This is a genomic window from bacterium (assembly GCA_024228115.1).
Taxonomy (GTDB): Bacteria; Myxococcota_A; UBA9160; order UBA9160; family UBA6930.
The window spans coordinates 42,801-60,220 of the sequence record JAAETT010000050.1 but is presented as its reverse complement, the minus strand read 5'-3'; the positions used below and the strand labels follow the sequence as shown (position 1 = coordinate 60,220).

Annotated in this window: 13 protein-coding genes; 5 read left to right on the top strand and 8 right to left on the bottom strand. The window is 64.7% G+C overall.

Annotation, left to right across the window (positions count from 1 at the left end):
- Window positions 1–68: 68 nt before the first annotated feature.
- Window positions 69–2,384, bottom strand: a complete 2,316-nt coding sequence (locus GY937_01980; protein MCP5055473.1) for a nitric-oxide reductase — start codon at window positions 2,382–2,384, stop codon at window positions 69–71.
- A gap of 449 nt (window positions 2,385–2,833) precedes the next feature.
- Window positions 2,834–3,277 carry an Rrf2 family transcriptional regulator gene (locus GY937_01975; protein ID MCP5055472.1) on the bottom strand — a complete coding sequence of 148 codons (444 nt, stop codon included), beginning with the start codon at window positions 3,275–3,277 and terminating at the stop codon, window positions 2,834–2,836.
- Window positions 3,278–3,529: 252 nt separating this feature from the next.
- Between GY937_01975 and GY937_01970 the strand changes: the two genes are divergently transcribed.
- From GY937_01970 to nirK, 3 genes are read left to right on the top strand one after another with little or no spacing between them, the layout of a single operon-like run.
- Entirely contained in the window at window positions 3,530–4,090 is a 561-nt protein-coding gene (locus tag GY937_01970) for a hypothetical protein (protein MCP5055471.1), read from the top strand.
- A gap of 13 nt (window positions 4,091–4,103) precedes the next feature.
- A complete protein-coding gene (locus GY937_01965) occupies window positions 4,104–4,856 on the top strand; it encodes an SCO family protein (GenBank protein MCP5055470.1) in 753 nt (250 codons plus the stop codon).
- Window positions 4,853–5,992, top strand: a complete 1,140-nt coding sequence (gene nirK / locus GY937_01960) for a nitrite reductase, copper-containing (GenBank protein ID MCP5055469.1) — start codon at window positions 4,853–4,855, stop codon at window positions 5,990–5,992. The genes GY937_01965 and nirK overlap by 4 nt, the downstream gene beginning before the upstream one ends.
- A 191-nt stretch (window positions 5,993–6,183) precedes the next feature.
- Here nirK and GY937_01955 read toward each other — a convergent pair whose 3' ends face one another.
- From GY937_01955 to GY937_01940, 4 genes are all read right to left on the bottom strand, one after another.
- Entirely contained in the window at window positions 6,184–8,859 is a 2,676-nt protein-coding gene (locus tag GY937_01955; protein MCP5055468.1) for a response regulator, read from the bottom strand.
- Window positions 8,860–9,193: 334 nt separating this feature from the next.
- The gene (locus GY937_01950; protein ID MCP5055467.1) at window positions 9,194–10,198 is read right to left on the bottom strand and encodes an alpha/beta hydrolase; all 1,005 of its coding nucleotides are present in this window, start codon (window positions 10,196–10,198) and stop codon (window positions 9,194–9,196) included.
- A 163-nt stretch (window positions 10,199–10,361) separates the two neighbouring features.
- Window positions 10,362–11,096 carry a PaaI family thioesterase gene (locus tag GY937_01945; GenBank protein MCP5055466.1) on the bottom strand — a complete coding sequence of 245 codons (735 nt, stop codon included), beginning with the start codon at window positions 11,094–11,096 and terminating at the stop codon, window positions 10,362–10,364.
- Window positions 11,097–11,104: 8 nt separating this feature from the next.
- Window positions 11,105–12,325, bottom strand: coding sequence for an NADH:flavin oxidoreductase (locus GY937_01940; protein ID MCP5055465.1), 1,221 nt, complete (start codon window positions 12,323–12,325; stop codon window positions 11,105–11,107).
- A 166-nt stretch (window positions 12,326–12,491) separates the two neighbouring features.
- On the opposite strand from GY937_01940, the gene GY937_01935 reads away from it, so the two are divergent.
- Window positions 12,492–14,255: a response regulator gene (locus GY937_01935; protein MCP5055464.1), complete on the top strand. Its 1,764-nt coding sequence runs from the start codon at window positions 12,492–12,494 to the stop codon at window positions 14,253–14,255.
- Between the two features lie 56 nt (window positions 14,256–14,311).
- On the opposite strand, the gene GY937_01930 is transcribed toward GY937_01935, so the two are convergent.
- A complete protein-coding gene (locus tag GY937_01930) occupies window positions 14,312–14,710 on the bottom strand; it encodes a thioesterase family protein (protein MCP5055463.1) in 399 nt (132 codons plus the stop codon).
- A gap of 324 nt (window positions 14,711–15,034) precedes the next feature.
- Here GY937_01930 and GY937_01925 point away from each other — a divergent pair, with 324 nt between their 5' ends.
- Window positions 15,035–16,090 (top strand): hypothetical protein, encoded by a 1,056-nt coding sequence (locus GY937_01925; GenBank protein ID MCP5055462.1) that lies wholly within the window; start codon window positions 15,035–15,037, stop codon window positions 16,088–16,090.
- A 97-nt stretch (window positions 16,091–16,187) separates the two neighbouring features.
- Here the strand turns inward: GY937_01925 and GY937_01920 are convergent, their stop codons facing one another.
- Entirely contained in the window at window positions 16,188–17,414 is a 1,227-nt protein-coding gene (locus GY937_01920) for an ABC transporter permease (GenBank protein ID MCP5055461.1), read from the bottom strand.
- Window positions 17,415–17,420: the final 6 nt, after the last annotated feature.

The window sequence follows — 17,420 nt, the reverse complement described above, 5'->3', positions numbered from 1 at the left end:
GCTCGTCCATTCCTCCCGGTACCGTCCACCCCACACCCCGCGGGTTGGACCGGAGTTCGGGATGAGGCTCAGGCCGCCCAATCCTTCTCGTAGACGGTCCACTCGCCTTCGTCCGAATCCGCTTCGGCTTTGAGCTCGAGGCCGCTCTTCAGGAAGAAGTAGATCAGAGGCAACACGCCACCCACGATGAACAGGGTCCCTCCGATCGAGCGGAAGTAGGTCAGGACCTTCCACACGCTTCCGGTCAGGATCTCCTGGGAGCGGGCGAACCAGAGCCCTTCCTGGACCACGATCATGAGCTGGTACATCCCGACCGGGAACAGATCGAGGAACATCATCAACGCCAATCCAAGCTGCAGCGACCAGAAGGCTCGCTTGACCAACTGCTCGTTCCAGGCTTCTTTCCGGATCAGATGCTGAATGCAGAACAGCATCCCGCCGAGGGCGATGTTTCCCTTCACCCCGAACATGGCGGCATGAGCATGGTTGCCCGTCATGTAGGTGCCGTGCTCGTAGTAGTTGACGATGGGAAGGTTGATGAGCGAGCCAAATACTCCCGCTCCAAAGATGTTCCAGAAGTTGACGGCCAGGATGAACAGCCAGACGCCTTCCATCAAGAAGGCCTGTCTTCCTGCGACCACATGCTTCTGGGCCCGACCCGCTTCCGACTTTCCTCGCCAGGCATCGAGTGTCAGCAAGAGCAGCGGCAGCACCTGAAGTGTCGAGAAGACGCCTCCCACGGCGATGATTCCCGTCGGCTTCGCGATCCAGTAGAAGTTGTGCGAAATGCCGAGCGTCGCGGTGACCAGGAACATCATCACGGCCAGGAAGATGACCCGCTCAGCCATCATCCGTGAGATGAGGCCCATCTGCACCAGGATGTACCCGACGATCACCGTCGTGAACACCTCGAAGGTGACCTCCACCCACATGTGCACGACCATCCAGCGCCAGTAGTCCGAAACCGCAAAGTTCTGCTCCGGCGAAATCATCAGCCCGAAGAACAAGAACGCGACCATGATCCCACTGCCGTAGAGCAGCCACGCGGGAACGGACCAGATGTTCTTGGTCGTCAGCCACGGCCTCACGGCGCGGAAGATGATGTAGATCCAGAGAGCGAACGAGGTCAGCAGCGTGTACTGGAAGGCTCGACCGATCTCCATGAACTCCCAGCCCTGGCTCCCGAACCAGTACGCGGTCGCACCGGTGATCATGCCCGTCTGGCCGGCATAGATGCCCACCAGCGCGCCCACACCTGTGACGATACACAGCGCAAACAGCCCGTTGATCAGGGCTAGCTGCCCGTCCGGAACCCTCGAGATCCGGGGCAGGAAGAAGATCGTATAACCGACCCATGCCATGAAGAACCAATAGATCTGGAACAGTGTGTGATAGCTGCGCAACACCGTGAACGGAATGATGTCCCCGAGAGAGAACCCGAACGGACGCACGAAGTCCATCGAGGCGAACACACCGGCCAGGACCTGACACCCGAACAGGATGATCGAGAACACGAAGAACTTGTACGTGGCCCGCTGCGTGGCACGTACGCGTCCCTCCTCCAGGTCGTTCGTGGTCAGCGACGTCCCGTTCCCCGCGAACGGATCCCCTTGCTCCTTGAATTGCCCGTACACGTACAGGACCGCCAGGATTCCCAGGAACAGTCCAAAGATCGAAATGAAACTCCAGATCCAGGTCTGGCTCGTGGCCGTGTTGCCAGCGTCGGGATCATACGGCCAGTTGTGCGTGTAGCTGTAGATCTCACCCGGTCGATTCGCCCCGGAGACCCAACCGCCCCAGAAGAAGAAGGCGGACAGATCCCGAAGATCGTCGGGGTCGGAGATGAAGCCAGCCGGCTCAAAGGATTCTTCATACGTCGGATCGTTGAACATCGCCGTGAAATGAACAACCAGATCCTCGAACGCCTTGGTCTGGGCATCGCTGATGAGGATATGACCGGCGCTCTCGTCCCAGGTGTTCGTATGAATCTCTCGGCGAACCCGCGCCTCGATCGCATCCTTGTCGTACTGGCTGACAGTACCGCCCAACTCGGCTTCATAGAACGACCGCATCGAGACAACCGTCCGGTGCAGAGCATCCGCAGTGAAGTCCGGCCCACGTTCCGCTCCGTCGCCCCAGAACGAGCCGTAACCCATCAGGCCCCTGAGGTGGAACACCTCCTGCCCGTGTTTGATCTGCTCACGCGAGATCACCGTCTCCCCGCTGGCCGTCTTGTAAGACTCCAGCGGCGGTGCGCCCACGTAGGTCTGCGTGCCGAGATAGATCAATCCCGCAGCGCAGATCGCGGCAACGATCAAGAAATGCACCCACCAGGTGTTCTTGTCCTGGAGGATCTGAGCGAGGTTCCGGCCCTGTTGGCTCATCCTAGACTCCTGTCTGATCTATCGACCTAGAGATCTCTTTATCGACTTGTGGTCCCTACAAGCGCGGAGCCTACAATCACCTCAAGGCGCTCCGCGTACGTCATATGACGGGTGCCAACCAACTTGGTTGAAAAAACTTGACGAGTCCGTCATGCCCAACGCCTGGCCAGATCTTGGCTCCTCCAGGGAAGAGGACGCCTCTCCCATGGACATGCGGCGAAAAGACCCGTAAGGGCTGGAGACGCCGACATCTGGCGGCCCGCAGCAGGCCCTCGCGAGCGGCCCGATTTCGCTGTTTCTGCTCGCTTTTCCTCTCGAGGACCGCGCACGGGAGGCCGAGCGGGCACGGCTCCTTCGTATGCGGCTCGGCCGCCTTCAGCGGCAACCCGCGAGTGGTGCACACCCGTGCTACCGCATGGCTGCGATTGGAGCCGGTTGCTCCGCTGGGTCTAGCGCGCCGCCCTCGCCACCCTGAGGTCCCGGTTCTCGACCCCGTCTTTCGCGATGTCAGCCAGGGTGGTGCCCTCGGCCCAGGACCGGAGTTGTTCGTTCAGCCGGCTCCATGAGCCGTGGAGTGGACAGGGATAAGCCGCGTCGCACTTCCCCCAACCGAAGGCGCAGCGTCCATCCGTCGAGTAGGCGTCCACCGCTGTCAGGATGTCGATGAAAGGGATCTCGTCGGGTGCCTTCGAGAGCAGGAAGCCGCCGCCCTGCCCCTTCTGCGAGGTCAGCAGGCCGGCCAGCACCAGGCGCCGCATCACCTTCGAGAGGTAGTGGCTCGGGATACCCGTCGCGATCGACAGATCCTTCACGCGCATCGGCTCTCCCGTCGGCATGATCGCCAGCCATGCCATCGCCCTGAGGGCGTATTCAGCTGTTTGGGAGAGGATCATGGTTCTACCTGTGGCCAGCGATCGGCCGAGCCTCAGCTCGAGCGGATCTCGCGGCGGAGGGCCAAGCGCCACCACGGGCTCCGCAGTGGATAGTTCGTGAGCCCGAGATGCGGCATCGGTCGTTTGACTGACCCCGGCGCCACACCGATGTGCCATATTAGGGCAAAGGGCCTCTCCGTCGATTGGAATTCCTGCAAAGTGACCAAGGTAGACGCCAGAAGCTCTCAGCGTGCGGAGCAGAGAAGCCCACCCATGCAACGCCCCGCTCCAGCACGCGAGCTGCCCTTGGCCAGCCTGCTCCTGCTTTGCTTGCTCCCAGGCCTATCGGGCTGTCTTGCATCCGGGGGCACCCGTGCAGTCCGCCCACACCCGGTGAAGGCAGCGCGCGCTCCGGAGCAACGTATCGAAACCCTGGTGCACACATGGTTCGCCCTTCTCGAAGTGCGTGCGTCCGGAGAAACGGCGTTCGAGAGCCATCTGGCCGATCCTCCGTTCGAGATCGATCTGGTCGGCGGCACGATTCGGACTCCGGAAGACCTGCACGCCTGGCACGCCCATCTACTGCAGGAGCACCCCGAGCGCGAGTACCGGATCGACCCGGTTCGCATCGTTTCTGCCGGCGATCACCTCTATCGCGCGCACTTCCGCTTTGACCGCCATACACGGGATGGCGGCGGCTCACCCCACGTCGCTCGCCGTGAGCACACCTGGTTCCTGCGCATGCTCCCGAGCGACGAGCCTGTGATCCTCCGCATCGAGGAGCGTCCACTGCTCGCCTTTCCCGGAACAGGCCCGCAGATCACCTGTTACTGATTGGAGTGGCGCCATGCGCTGGAAATCCCTGTACCTGACGACCGTCTTCGCAACGTCGCTCTGGGTCACGGGCGCTCTCGCCGAGGACACCCCGATGCTGGCCGTCCACGACGGGGTCGGTGGCGAGTTCTCTGCGCCTAGCAGCCTCGGCCGCGACGTCACCCTCTCGGAATTTCGTGGCAAGAGCGTGCTGCTGTTCTTCGGCTATACGAGTTGTCAGGACGTCTGCCCCGCCACGCTCTCTCACCTTCACACCCTGATGAAGCGCCTCGGAGCGGGGGCCGACGACGTGCAGGTGTTGCTGGCAACGGTAGACCCGGAGAACGATACACCGGAGCACCTGCGCGCATACCTGGCCCAGTTCGATTCGCGCTTCATCGGGCTGACTGGAACGCGCGAGCAGGCAGACGCGCTGGCAAAGCTCTTCATGGTCGACCACAGCCGGAGCCACGGCGTGGAACTCAGCAACGAGCACAACCGGACCCATACACCGGTGAAGAGCGCCTACCTGTATTCGCACTCCCAGCAGATCTACCTGCTGGACAAGCAGGGCCGCACACGAGCCCTGTTCTTCACCGGCTCACCCCTGGAAGAGATGCAGGCGGCGGTGTTGGCGCTCCTCGAGGAGCCCGCACACGCCCCGCCTGCCGATGGGGGAAGCCCGAATGCTCCGCTCGATGCGAAGTGCCGTTCCGGCGGGGCACCGTGCCCACACGATCCCGCCAACCATGGAGCACATCAGGGCACGGAGGGAAAAAAGGGATGAGAAGAATCTCGATGACTCGACTCGCAGTGCTCGTGGCGCTTGCGTTCGTGGTGGGTGTCGGCCCGGCTGCGGCGGACAAGCCCTCGAAGGCCGAGGGTCTGCGACGGGTGAATCAGGTGATGGTGAAGCCGCCTTTCCTGCCGAAGCACGACCAGGTGGCGAAGGGCGATCCGGTGATCGTCGAGGTCCGGCTCGAAGTGGTCGAGCGGGAGTTGGTGATCGACGGTGCGGGCACCAAGCTCAACGCCCTGACCTTCCAGGGCAGCGTTCCCGGGCCGATGATCGTGGTGCACGAGGGCGACTACGTGGAGCTCACACTCGTGAACCCTGCCGGCGAGATCACCGGGGGCGAGGGTTGGGAGGGTACTTCTTCGAACATCATGAGCCATAACATCGATCTGCACGCCGTGACCGGCGCCCTGGGCGGTGCGGGCATGACACTGGTGAACCCTGGCCAGGAAGCCACGATCCGCTTCAAGGCCACCAAGGTCGGAGTGTTCGTCTACCACTGCGCGCCCGGTGGCGCGATGATCCCCTACCACGTGGTCGCAGGAATGAACGGCGCCATCATGGTGCTGCCTCGCGAAGGCCTCAAGGATCGCTCCGGAAAGCCGCTGCGCTACGACAAGGCCTACTACATCGGTGAGCAGGACTTCTACGTCGCCAAGGGCATCGACGGCAGGTACAAGGAGTACGACGGTCCGGCCGCAGCGATGCCCGAGACGCTCGAGGTGATGAAGACCAACGAGCCCAGCCACGTCGTCTTCAATGGCGCAGTTGGCGCGCTCACGGGTGAGAGCTCGCTCACGGCCAAGGTGGGGGAGACGGTGCTCTTCCTCCACTCCCAGGCGAACCGCGACACCCGTCCCCACCTGATCGGCGGCCACGGCGATTACGTATGGGCCAGCGGCTCCTTCTCCGATCCGCCCCAGACGGACCTCGAGACGTGGTTCATCGCCGGTGGCTCCGCCGGCGCCGCGCTCTACAAGTTCGTCCAGCCGGGTCTCTACGTGTACCTGAACCACAACCTGATCGACGCCGTGCTGAAGGGCGCCGCCGCCCACGTGAACGTCGAGGGCGAGTGGGACAACGACTACCTGGAGCAGATCAAGAAAACGGGACCGATCGGCCCCTAGCAGCGAGAAGGGCCACTTGGGGATCGTCCGCACTCGGGCGCGCCGCGCCTCGGACCGGGTCGGAAACGGCCCGGACCGTGGTGCGGCTCGACCCGACGACGGGTCATCCAGTGCGGTGTTCAACACGACCTTCCAACTCACCAAGGCGTCGGTGGGATCGAAGCCGTGGGAGCGGGAGCAGCGCTCGTCCTCTAGTGGTGATCCTTGCTTTTCAGCACCCGCGCGACAGCCGCCGCGAGCGTGGCAGCGGTGAAGGGCTTTGGTATGAAGCCGGCAATCGGCTCGACGAACCGGTCTAACGTCTCGGCCTCGCTATAGCCGCTCATCAGCAGCACGGGGACGTCGCCGCGGATCTTGCGCAGTGCGCCAAGGGTCGCAGCGCCGTCCATCTCAGGCATGGTCATGTCGAGCACGACGCAATCGATTTCATCCGCACAGTTGGCGAAGATGCGAAGAGCCTCCGCGCCTCCCTCGGCGCAATACACCCGGTAGCCACGCCTCTCGAGGCCGCGGCGCGCCATGCTGCGGATCATGGCTTCGTCGTCGACGAGCAGTACCAGCCCTTGACCTGGATCGTCGTGGGCCTCGACCGCGATTGGCTGCTGGGTCGCGTGTGCCGAGGCGGGCAAGTAGATCCGAAAGGTCGAACCATGCCCTGGCTGAGTATCGACCGCGATGCCGCCGCGGTGGCTACGCACGATGCCCAGCACAGCCGCGAGGCCGAGGCCCCGCCCCGTGAACTTGGTGGTGAAGAAGGGATCGAAGATTCGCGCGACGGTAGCTTCCGACATCCCCATCCCGGTGTCTTCGACCTCGAGTGTCACATATTCACCGGGGGCCAGATCGACGGCGACCACAAGGCCTCGAGACTCGCCCGGTCCGAATTCTGCGATGCCAGAGCGGATCTCGACGACGCCGGGCCCGTCGCCCGAGGACTCTGCGGCGTTGATTGCGAGGTTCATCACCAGCTGCTGCAGCGCGCTCGGGTCGGCCTCGACGGCGGGCAATCCCTCTGCCAGATCGAGCCGCAGCGTCGTCTTGCGAGTCACCGCTGTGCTCAGCAGACCCGCGATCTCCCGCACGTGCTCGGAGAGATCTACCGGCTGGCGCTCGAAGCTGCCTCTTCCAGTGTAAGCGAGCATTTGCCTCGTCAGCATGGCGGCGCGCTCGCTCGCTAGTTGGATCTGTGCGAGAAAGGGCCGTACCTGGCTCGTTTCCGAAAGCTCGCGCAGTGCCTCCGCCGTATTTCCGAGTATGGATGTCAGCAGGTTGTTGAAGTCGTGGGCGATGCCGCCGGCGAGGATGCCGAGGCTCTCGAGTTTCTGGGTCTGGAGCATCTGGCGCTGTAGATCTTCGCGCTCTGCCTCGGCCTGCTTGCGCCGGGTGACGTCCACACCCACTCCCCAGCTGTGCCAACCCGGAACTGGGAAGTCGTCGGAGATGTTCGACCACGAGATCGTGTGCACCTCGCCGTCGCGAGACCTCAACTGCCATTCGCGGTCGCTATCCTGGGTGCGAGCCCGCCACTCCTCGATGAGCGTTCCACGAGCCTCGGGCGCCGAGAGCAAGTCGATCGCTGCGGGGTTGTGCTCGATCTCGTTCGCTGAATAGCCGCTCACGCGCTGGCACTCGCGATTCCAGGCGATCACGTTCCACTGCTCGTCGAAGGCCATCATCAGCACGGGCATGTTCTCGATGACGCCGCGGAAGCGTTCCTCGCCAAGGCGCAGCTCGGATTCGCTGCGCAGGCGCTCCTCGACTTCTGCCTCCAAGGCGGCATTCGCCTCGCGGATCTCCTTGCTGCGCTTCACCATGGACGCGAGATAGGACGTGAGCCCTACGGTGAGCAGCAGGCCCGCGGCCAGGGCCACCCCGGGCAATGGCCCGCGATGGGCCTTCAGGAACTCGGGGGAGGGGCGGCTTTCGAGTATCCAGCGACGACCTCCAAACTCGAACTCACGGGCGAGACCAGGCCAGAGAAGTGCCGCGGCTCCTGCGCCGCGGCCCGAGACGCCTTCGGCAGGCGCCGCCTCCGGCGACCGGGTCTGCGAAAGATGCCGGTACACAATGCGGTTCGTGACCGGCTCCGAGGGGTCGAGAAGGTCCAGATCGACGCCGCCCGGCATGAGCTGGGCCAGGCCACTTTCGATGACCTCGTCGATCCAGAACACCTGCGTCGCGAAGCCAACCAGATTCGCGCGCCGTGAAGTCACATCGTCGGTGTTGGCATCTCGGCGATAGATCGGCGCTGCCATCAGGATGCGCACTCGATCCTCACGGTCCTGCACGAGGTGGATCCGCCGAGACGCCTGTATGCGACCGCTGTCTCGGGCGCGCTCGAGGGCTTCTCGACGTACGGAGTGCGAGGCCAGGTCGAAGCCCAGGGCGGCCTCGTTGTCGCTGACCGGTTCGAGGTAGAAGACGGGGTAGTAGTCGGAGCGGGGCTGCGCTGCGACCATACGACCTTCGGTGTCGGCCTCGGTGATTCGAAATCCAGCCAGGCCCTGCGTGCGTGCGGCACGCTCGAAGGCGGCCCGCCCGCCTGCCTCGACGCGCGGCGCGTAGCCGATTGCCTTGAGCCGCGGCCCGTGCTGGATCAGACGCTCGACGAAGCCCCGAAACGCCACGCGATCGATCTCCTCGACCGCGCTCCAGAGCGCCGCGACGGATTCGAGCAGCTTCTTCTGCTCTTCGAACTGGTGCCGCACGGCCGCGACACGGTCGCTCGCTGCGACCTTGAAATCAAAAGCGAGTCGCTGGTTTTCGAGCTGCCGGACCAGGGAAGCAGCCCAGATCGTGAGCACCAACCCACCTAACAACACGAGCACACTCCAGCCACTACCGCGAAACGCTCGGCCTATGCCCATGCGGAAAGGCTAGCACCCAGTCGCCTACTCCGGAAAGAGAGCATCGTGGTTGTCTCGCCATGGCGTGGACATTCCACGGGGCGTCTGCACGTCCTTGCCGGTCGGGAGGTCGAACTACCGATCGAGACAGCACCTGGTCTGTTGCCGTATACCATTCGTCCTCACTCGTGAGAACGATCGTCGCCCCCGACGTTGCGCGTTGACGGGGTTCGCAGCGATACACGCCGATGTAGTCGTGTAGGGACCGAAGTGCGGACCTGCCGTGCAATTGGAATTCCGGCGATGGGACCACAACGGACTCCAGGAGCTTTCAGCGACCGGAGTGGACGGCGGTTCAGGGGCCCGGAGCCGGCCCCGCATCGACTCGGCCGAGGTGGGCGATGACGGCCTCGATCACGACATCCGGCTGTTCCGCCATGAGATAGTGGCCGGCATCCAGATCCAGTTCCGTGAAAGGACCCTTCATGAAGGCGGCTTGTTGCGCACGCTCGGGGCGATTCGGCCAATAGTCCTGATCCCCACCGATGAAGAGAACGGGCAGATCGATCTCCAGCGGGATGTCGGCTGCCGCTGGAATGCTCGGACGCAGCGCCCGGTACCAGTGGATCGCGGCGGAGAGCGCCCCGGGTTCGGAGAGCACGGCCAGGTACTCGTCGCCTTCGGGAAGCGCCGAGAAGACGGTGCGATCCAGAAGTGCGAGGCCGTTGAAGGTGAACACCGCATCCGCGAGGAATCGGAGATTGAAGACGTCGATGTACGCCGGCAGATCCCTCTCCATGGCCTTCACGAAGACGCCGGAGTGGGGGATCGAAAGCGCAGTCCAGGATCGGATGCGGTCCGGGTGCTGGCCCACAGTCGACCAGCCGACGACCGCACCCCAATCATGCCCGACGAGATGAAAGCGCTCGAAGCCGAAGGCATCGGCAACATCGATCACGTCCCGGACCAACTTGGGGATGAGGTAGTCCTCGACGTTCTGCGGGCGCGCGCCGGGACTGTATCCGCGTTGATCGAACGCAACGACGCGATAGCCGAGAGACGCTGCCTCCTGGAGAAGCGACTTCCACATCGCCGAGGTCTCAGGAAAGCCGTGAAGGAGGATCAGTGGCGGTCCCGTGTTGGAGAGACCGGCGACCCGAGCGCGGAACTCGAACTCGCCCGCACGAACCCGGACCAATCCGTCGTCACTGCTCGGCGACGCCACGGGGAGGGCTGCGGTGTGCGCGGAATGGCGCCGCTCCCCGTCGAGCCCGACCCGGGCCCCGATCATCAGCACTGCAAAGCCGACGACGAGCAGTCCGAGCAGACCGGATAGCAGCCAGCGCAACACACGAAGCATCTCGGTGGACCCCCTGAAGCAGTCTAGGTGCGGTATCCGAGCGAGTACAATGGCGCATTCGCGGCTTGCCGGACGTGGCCGCCGCGAACCGTACTCGAAGAACTCGGACTCGAGCCATCGAAGGCCAGGGCTTCCCGCAGGAAGCGAAATGGCAACGCGGCGCTCACTCTCCCGATTGCGAGTGGCGGGCTTCGTACGCCTCACGCCGCTTCATCAGCTCGACCATCCTGGCCTCGTCGATACTGATGAAGATTCCCTCGGCTTCGGCACACAAGACATCGCCCGCATAGAGCCGCCCTTCGGCAAAGATCTTCTTGCCGTCGATGCGGCTGATACCCGCCTCGAAGTAGAGCTCCTGGTGGAGAGGTGTCGGCTTGCGGTACTTGATGGTGAGCGTCCCGGTGAAACCGCCCTTGCCGGAGAGCGACTGGACGAAACCCAGCACCTCGTCGAAGGCCGCGGCGATGTAGCCACCGTGGACCGAGCCGGGCGGCCCCTCGTAGGCGGAGCCGAAGGTCACAGTGGCCGCCGCAGTGCGCTCGCCCGTCTTGCCGATGGTGATCGGCGGCGCCAGCGGGTTTGCGAGGCCGATGAGCGGGCTCTGATCGAAGAAGGCGCCGACATCGCCGGAGTTCGCCGACTCACCGTGTCCGTGCTGCCGCAGCAGTCGGGGATGTGCCTTCAACGCCTCGGCGTATGCCTCGAGGCGCTCGGCGGCGATTCGCAGCTCATCCGCCGGGGCGTTGCTCGGGACCAGTCGCTCGATCACCAGCCGCATCGCCTGGGCGAGCCGACGCTTCTGCTCCCAGGCATCGGCGCCGGTGGTCTTCACAGCGTCGAAGTGCGGCGTGAAATCCGTGCGGCCGGCGCCATCCCCCGGTCCTCGATCCTTCGCCATGTCGTCCTCTATCTGCTCGGCTGCACCGGCTTCGAGCCCTGCTGATCGTGCAGGACGCAGCGCACACCGCCCTCGCGTTCCATCTCGGCGATGCACTGGTTGCAGTGGTCGCACGCCGATCCGAGTGCTCGGCCCGAGCGCATGCTCTCGACGAGATCGGGCTCGCAGATCAGCGCCCGCCCGAGCGCGACGAAGTCGAAGCCTTCGGCGATGGCATTGTTCATGGTCTCGAGGGTCGTGACACCGCCGAGTAACATGATCGGGAGCCGAACGGCCTGCTTGAAGCGTCGCGCCTTCTCCAGGAAGAACGCCTCTTCGAAGGGATAGCCGCGAATCAGCTTTCTGCCGAACACCGCCATACCGAACTTCCGCACCCAGTCGCGCTCGCCACGAATCATCTCGCGCAACGGAACCCCGCCGCGCATGAGATACATCGGAGTCTGGGTCGTATGCCCGCCCGTGAGCTGCAACGCGTCGACACTGCCGTCCGACTCGATCATCCGCGCGACCTCGATCCCTTCTTCAAGCGTGAGCCCGCCGCGGAAGCCGTCGTCCATGTTGAGCTTCGGATACACCGCGACGTCCGGCCCCGCGGCTTCGCGCACCGCGTTCAGCACCTGACGCGGGAAGCGGGCGCGATTCTCGATACTGCCGCCCCACTGATCGGAGCGCCGGTTGTTGAACGGGCTGAGAAACTGGCTCAGCAGATAGCCGTGCCCGAGATGGATCTCCACGGCGTCGAAGCCCGCGCTCGCGGCCAACTGTGTGGCCCGCCCGTACTCCCCGGTCATGCGCTCGAAGTCGGTCTCGCTCATTGCACGTGCGAAACGCAGGGCGTGAGGGCTGAAAGTCGCCGAGGGGCCGACAGGCTTCTTCCCCGTTGCCCGCGGATGCGCGAACCAGCCCGCGTGTCCGAGCTGGATCGAGGCCTTGGTCCCATCGGCATGCATGGCATCGGCGAAGCGCCGGAGCCCCGGCACCGCCTCGTCACGCATCCAGATCTGATCCCCGAACGTCCGCCCCTCCGCCGACACCGAGCAGTAGGCCAACGTCGACATCCCGACCCCGCCGGCGGCGAACTCCCGATGCCAGTCGATCAAGCGATCGGTCACGAGCCCGGCCCTTGCCTTGCCCTCGTTCGTACCGCATTTGACCACGCGGTTGCGCAGCGCCAGCGGGCCGAGTCGGCCGGGCGTGAAGACGTTGGCGGGTATCGTGGGGCTTTCCATGGGGCGGGCCAATCGTAGCGCCTGCTCCGCCGCAGGGGCCTCCTCGGCAAGGGGAGTTCCCTGCCCGTGGGAGCAGGTCCTTGGGGACGTCGCTGCTCTCGAATCCGAAGCATCGACTGCCGGACATCTTTGCGGCAATGGATTCCCAGAGCCGTATGCTAACGCCATGCAGGTCCCGGCAATGGTGTCCTCGGTTCGCTCCGCCCTCGGCGCGGCCGCGCTTGCCATCGGCGCCTGGTACGCCGCATTGGTCTGGATCCACAGCCGGACCGTGGACGCGCCCGCGTCCTGGTGGATCTGCGGCGCCGCCGCCCTGACGGCAGCGGTCCTGATGGGTATCGGCTTCCGATGGATTCGCCAGCCACCCCGTCAACCCAGCGTGGATGCCTGCGTGCTCGGCCTGGGCATTGCGACGCTCGCGAACACCGCGATCTATCTCTTCCTCTTTCCGGAGCCCCAATACCTTCACGCCCTTGCTCTCGTGCTCATCGGCGGCTCCTTCTTCCTGACCTCGTCCATCTTCCTCGGCGCGTTGGGCGCGGGGGTGGTTGCTGTCGTCGCCACCACCGTCGCGAGGAGCGAGTCGGCAGAGGAGTGGGCGCAGTCCGCCATCATGCTCACGACGAGCGGGGTCCTTGCCATCGTGATCCACATCTGGCGACGGCTCTACATGGACCGGCTGGGCGCCCTGCAGCTGGACAACGAGAACCGGCAGTTGGAACTCGAGCGGAGCATCGAGACCCTCGAGTTGGAGGTGGCCGAAAAGGAGCGACTGCAGGAGACGCTCCTGAAGACCCAGAACCTCGAGAGCCTCGGGCGGATGGCCGGCGGCGTCGCCCACGACTTCAACAACCTCCTGTTGATCATCCTGGGGCATGCCGAGTTCGCCCGCCGTGATCTCCCGGAATCTTCGGCGGCGCAGGGCGATCTCGCGGAGGTCATCACGGCGGCAGAGAGGGCCGCACTTCTGACCGGGCAACTCCTCTCCTACGCGGGCGGTAGTCGCCTCGATGACGAGCCGCTGGACGTGAACGAGTTGGTGCGTGCAACCCTGGCGCTGGTTGAGGCCTCTCTTCCCGCCTCGGCCTCGCTCACTTGCGATTTGCATCCCGCGCAGTCGACGGTCCGGGGCGACGCAGCCCAGCTACAGCAGATCGTCATGAACCTGCTCCTGAATGCGGGAGAGGCGCTGCCAGATTCCGGGGGCCAGATCTCCGTCCGCACGAGCATGGAGGTGCTCGACAGGGCCGCTGCGGGGCAGCTCGAGCCGCCCGAGAGCCGACCGGCGGCGACCTTCGTGTGCATCGAAGTGCGAGATACAGGTGCCGGCATCGCGGAGGAGGACCAGATTCACGTCTTCGATCCGTTCTTCACGACGAAACCCCAGGGCCGCGGGCTGGGGCTTGCCGCGGCGCTCGGTATCGCGCGCAGCCACGGCGGGGGCTTCAGCGTCGATTCGGACCTCGGGCGCGGGTCGTGCTTCCGGCTCTTCCTGCCCGCCTCGATGGACAGGGTGCGGGACGCCGGGCGTGAGGACGATCTGCCATTCCTCGCCGGGCGTCGCATCCTCGTCGTCGACGACGAAGCCGCGATCCGCAGCTTCGTGCGCCGCGTCCTCGAGAGCCGTGGCTGCTTCGTGGAAGAGGCTTCCGACGGGGAAAAGGCGCTCGAAAGAGCCGCTGCGGTCACCGGCCTGGACGGTGTCGTCCTCGACATGACCATGCCGGGACTCAGCGGGAGCGAGACCTACATCCGTCTTCGCGAGCGGTGGCCATCTCTTCCCGTCCTCCTGAGCAGCGGCTACGAGGAAGAGCGCGCGGCCGAAGGCCTCATCCGCGAGCCCGCGACGGCCTTCCTTCGCAAGCCGTATCCCAATGCGTCTCTCGTCGAAGCCCTCGCCGGAATCCTCGAGCCCGACTGGAGCCCTTGATCTCAGGACGGATCGAAGAAGGGCCCCGGTCGACTCGCCCATTGGCGCTGTAGTGATCAGCTCGCCTTCTGGGCGGCGCTCTCCAGGAACTTGCTGAGCGATTTCAGGACGAAGCGTTCGTGGGTGCCAGTGGCGATCAGCTCGCGGTCGTCGTGCGCCTCCACCTCGAATACCAGACGCCGTCGATCGACTTCGATCAAACGCGCTCGCGCAGTGACCGTCAGGCCGACGGGTGTGGCGGCCTTGTGCTCGACATCGACACGGGTGCCGACGGTCGCAGCATCCGGCTCGAGCGCCTCCGCGACACAGCGGATCGCCGCCTCTTCGAGCAGCCCCACCAGCATCGGCGTCGCGAATACGAACGCTCCGGGATTGCCGTATCGATCGGCTGTCAGCTCCGGCGTCACTTCGCGCTTCAACTCGAACTCTCGGCCTGCTTCCAGTGTCTCTGCCATCGGTGACCTCCTGCGGTTGTCCCGACGGTACGCTACGTGGGCCGGTCTGGCCGCCGGGGCGCGACGCCGAGGATCCCGACAGCCGTCACCGCGAAGGCCGAGGAGCACAGCGCCGAGTTGGCGTTCCAATGGAGACTCGTTCGCACAGTCGGTCGGAGGGTGAAAGCAGCGAAGGAGGTTCCGCGTATCTGAAACGGACAGGGAAGCGACCTGACTCTGGAATTGACATAGGGCGTCTGGTACGGTCCGCTCGGAGGGTCAACTGGACGCCGGCCGGCCAACCCACCGCCGGAAACTTCGCTCCAATCCTCTGGGAAGACCTCCATGCAGAAGCCTGACGCTTGCAGGCCCCTCCGACGCGGATGTCTCGGCCCGGTAGGTGACTCAGGCGGACCAGGCCCCGGGCGAGGCGTAGGGACACTCCGCACCGCAGTCACCGGAATCGTACTGGTGGTGGTCCTCGGTGCAGTCGGAGTGCTCGAAGGCTGTGCGCCCGAAACGCTCGAGGTGCGCCGTGCGGCTGCGGCACAGCGCGGAGTCGAGTGGCTGATCGCCAATCACGATCAGATGCCGCACGAGTGGGCGTATGTCATTTTCCCCAGCCTGTACAAGGTCCTCCCAGATGGGGATCTGGTGGCCTTGACAGGGGTCATCGGAGAGAATGCGTCGCGGAGACCGATCTTGGAGCTCCCGCCCGACCTCGACGACCCGAAGCTACTCCGACTCCTGAGGCTTCGCCCCGTGGTGGCCGAACTCGTGCGCAGGAAGCAAATGGGCGAGCCCTGGGAAGGTCCGACGAGACAGCTCCAAGCGCTGCTGCGCCGCCACGAGCCGACGCTTTGGAGACGGTTGGAGTCCACGCAGCGGGTCGTGCTGCTTCATCAGTTCGCGAAGCTCGGGATCGAGACGCAGCTCAGCGTGGACGCCGTAAGGCAGGGTATCCAGTCGCGCTGGCAGAACGGGGATTCCAAGAAGCTGCTTGTCGACATCCAATTCATGTACGGCGTGACGCACGTCTTCTTCGGGGCATCGGGCGAGTTCTCCGGTTACCTGGACGCGGCCGACTACGAGCTTGAGATCGAGATTCTCGGTGCCGCGCTTCGGCGCTACCTATCGGAGAGCGTGCCGGAGCGTCGCGCCTTCCTGGATCTCCAAGCCGAGATCATGGCTGCGCGCAAGCTTGTCCGCCTGCCCGAGAACGAGGACGCACTGGCAATGACCGAGCGCCTGCTCGCCTTTCAGCACGAGGACGGAAGCTGGGGCGAGCCGGGCCTCAACCACGAAATCCATGCCACCTACACGGCGGTGCTCGCGTTGCTCGACTACCCGCCGAGCTTTCGCGAGCTGCCCTCGTCGTGGAAGCGGAAGGGGAATGAGTGAATAGAGCGATGTCCCCGAATTCGCGCGAGACGTAGCGCTGCGCCCGGAACGAATTCCGGTGCGATGAGGCCAGCACACCAGCCCAGAACGTGCTCCCTCAGAGATCCGAACGCAGAGCGGCCGCGGTATCGATCTCGCGAATTCGGCGTGCGGGGAGGATCGCGGAGACGACCGCGACGCCCAGGATCGCGACAGCCGTCACGGCGACGACCGAGCCGGAGAGGATCGGTTTCGGGAGGGCTGGCGGAGTCCACTGGACCAGAGCGGCACACAGGCCGAGGCCGAGGAGCACCCCGCCGAGCGTCGCCGCACCCGAGACGAGGACACTTTCGAGCAGGGTCTGCCGCACGAGCCAACGATCTTTGGCGCCAACCGCCTTGGCAACCGCCACCTCCATCGTTCGCTCCGCGAGGATGGCCAGGTGGTAGTTCGCGATGCCGACGGCGCCGATCAACAAGGTGATCAGGCCCGCCAGACCGATGAAGCCCGAGAATCCGGCGTGGAAGAGATCGATCAGGTCGAGGAATTGGGCCAGATCGAACCACTTGAAGGCATCCTCGTCCTCGGCGTGGAAACCAGCGCGAGGGCCTAGAATGTGCAAAACGGCTTCGACCGCTTCGTCCGTCCCGACGCCTGGCCGCGGATAGACCAGCAGATTGCCCACCGCCTCGTCGTCGTAGCCCAGGGCGCTCTCCGCCGTGGTGATCGGGATCATCAGCATGCGGTTGTCCGGCCGGTTCGTGTTCATGTACTGCCGGCCCTTCATCGCAGCGACACCGAGGACACGAAAGGGATGACCGTCCACCCGTAGGATTGCGCCGATGGCGGCGCCGGGACTGCCGAAGAGATCGCGGGCCGCATCGTGACCGAGGATCGCCACGGGTCGGCGACGGGCTACGTCGGCGCGATCGAAGAAGCGACCATGCCCCATCTGGAAGTTCCGATATCCCGCCCAGCGATGATCCACACCCGTCAGATCGAGACGACGCGTCCTCGGCCCCGCTTCGACGAGCACCCGGCCGCGAGACATCTGCTGGGCAAGCACGGCCTCGATGCGATGCGACGCGTTTCTCTCGACCGCAGCGGCATCCTGCCGAGAGACCCGAACCGGTTGACCCTTGCGGAAGCCCGGAAACCCGGATGAAGTCGCCGCTGGATACATCATCACCAGGCTCTGCCCGAAGCTTCCAAGCTCGCGATGCATGTAGGCCTGGAAGCCGGCGCCCCAGGAAAGGAGCACGATCACGGCGGCCGTCCCCCAGAAGACACCGAGAGAGGAAGCCACCACGCGACCCGGATACTCGACCACGGCTTCGAAGGCCATTCGCCA

Coding starts and splice junctions, on each gene's coding strand:
- GY937_01940 (MCP5055465.1), bottom strand. CDS start 12,325: ATGGAAAGCCCCACGATACCCGCCAACGTCTTCACGCCCGGCCGACTC.
- GY937_01925 (MCP5055462.1), top strand. CDS start 15,035: ATGCAGAAGCCTGACGCTTGCAGGCCCCTCCGACGCGGATGTCTCGGC.
- GY937_01970 (MCP5055471.1), top strand. CDS start 3,530: ATGCAACGCCCCGCTCCAGCACGCGAGCTGCCCTTGGCCAGCCTGCTC.
- GY937_01955 (MCP5055468.1), bottom strand. CDS start 8,859: ATGGGCATAGGCCGAGCGTTTCGCGGTAGTGGCTGGAGTGTGCTCGTG.
- GY937_01950 (MCP5055467.1), bottom strand. CDS start 10,198: ATGCTTCGTGTGTTGCGCTGGCTGCTATCCGGTCTGCTCGGACTGCTC.
- nirK (MCP5055469.1), top strand. CDS start 4,853: ATGAGAAGAATCTCGATGACTCGACTCGCAGTGCTCGTGGCGCTTGCG.
- GY937_01920 (MCP5055461.1), bottom strand. CDS start 17,414: ATGGCCTTCGAAGCCGTGGTCGAGTATCCGGGTCGCGTGGTGGCTTCC.
- GY937_01935 (MCP5055464.1), top strand. CDS start 12,492: ATGCAGGTCCCGGCAATGGTGTCCTCGGTTCGCTCCGCCCTCGGCGCG.
- GY937_01980 (MCP5055473.1), bottom strand. CDS start 2,384: ATGAGCCAACAGGGCCGGAACCTCGCTCAGATCCTCCAGGACAAGAAC.
- GY937_01965 (MCP5055470.1), top strand. CDS start 4,104: ATGCGCTGGAAATCCCTGTACCTGACGACCGTCTTCGCAACGTCGCTC.
- GY937_01945 (MCP5055466.1), bottom strand. CDS start 11,096: ATGGCGAAGGATCGAGGACCGGGGGATGGCGCCGGCCGCACGGATTTC.
- GY937_01930 (MCP5055463.1), bottom strand. CDS start 14,710: ATGGCAGAGACACTGGAAGCAGGCCGAGAGTTCGAGTTGAAGCGCGAA.
- GY937_01975 (MCP5055472.1), bottom strand. CDS start 3,277: ATGATCCTCTCCCAAACAGCTGAATACGCCCTCAGGGCGATGGCATGG.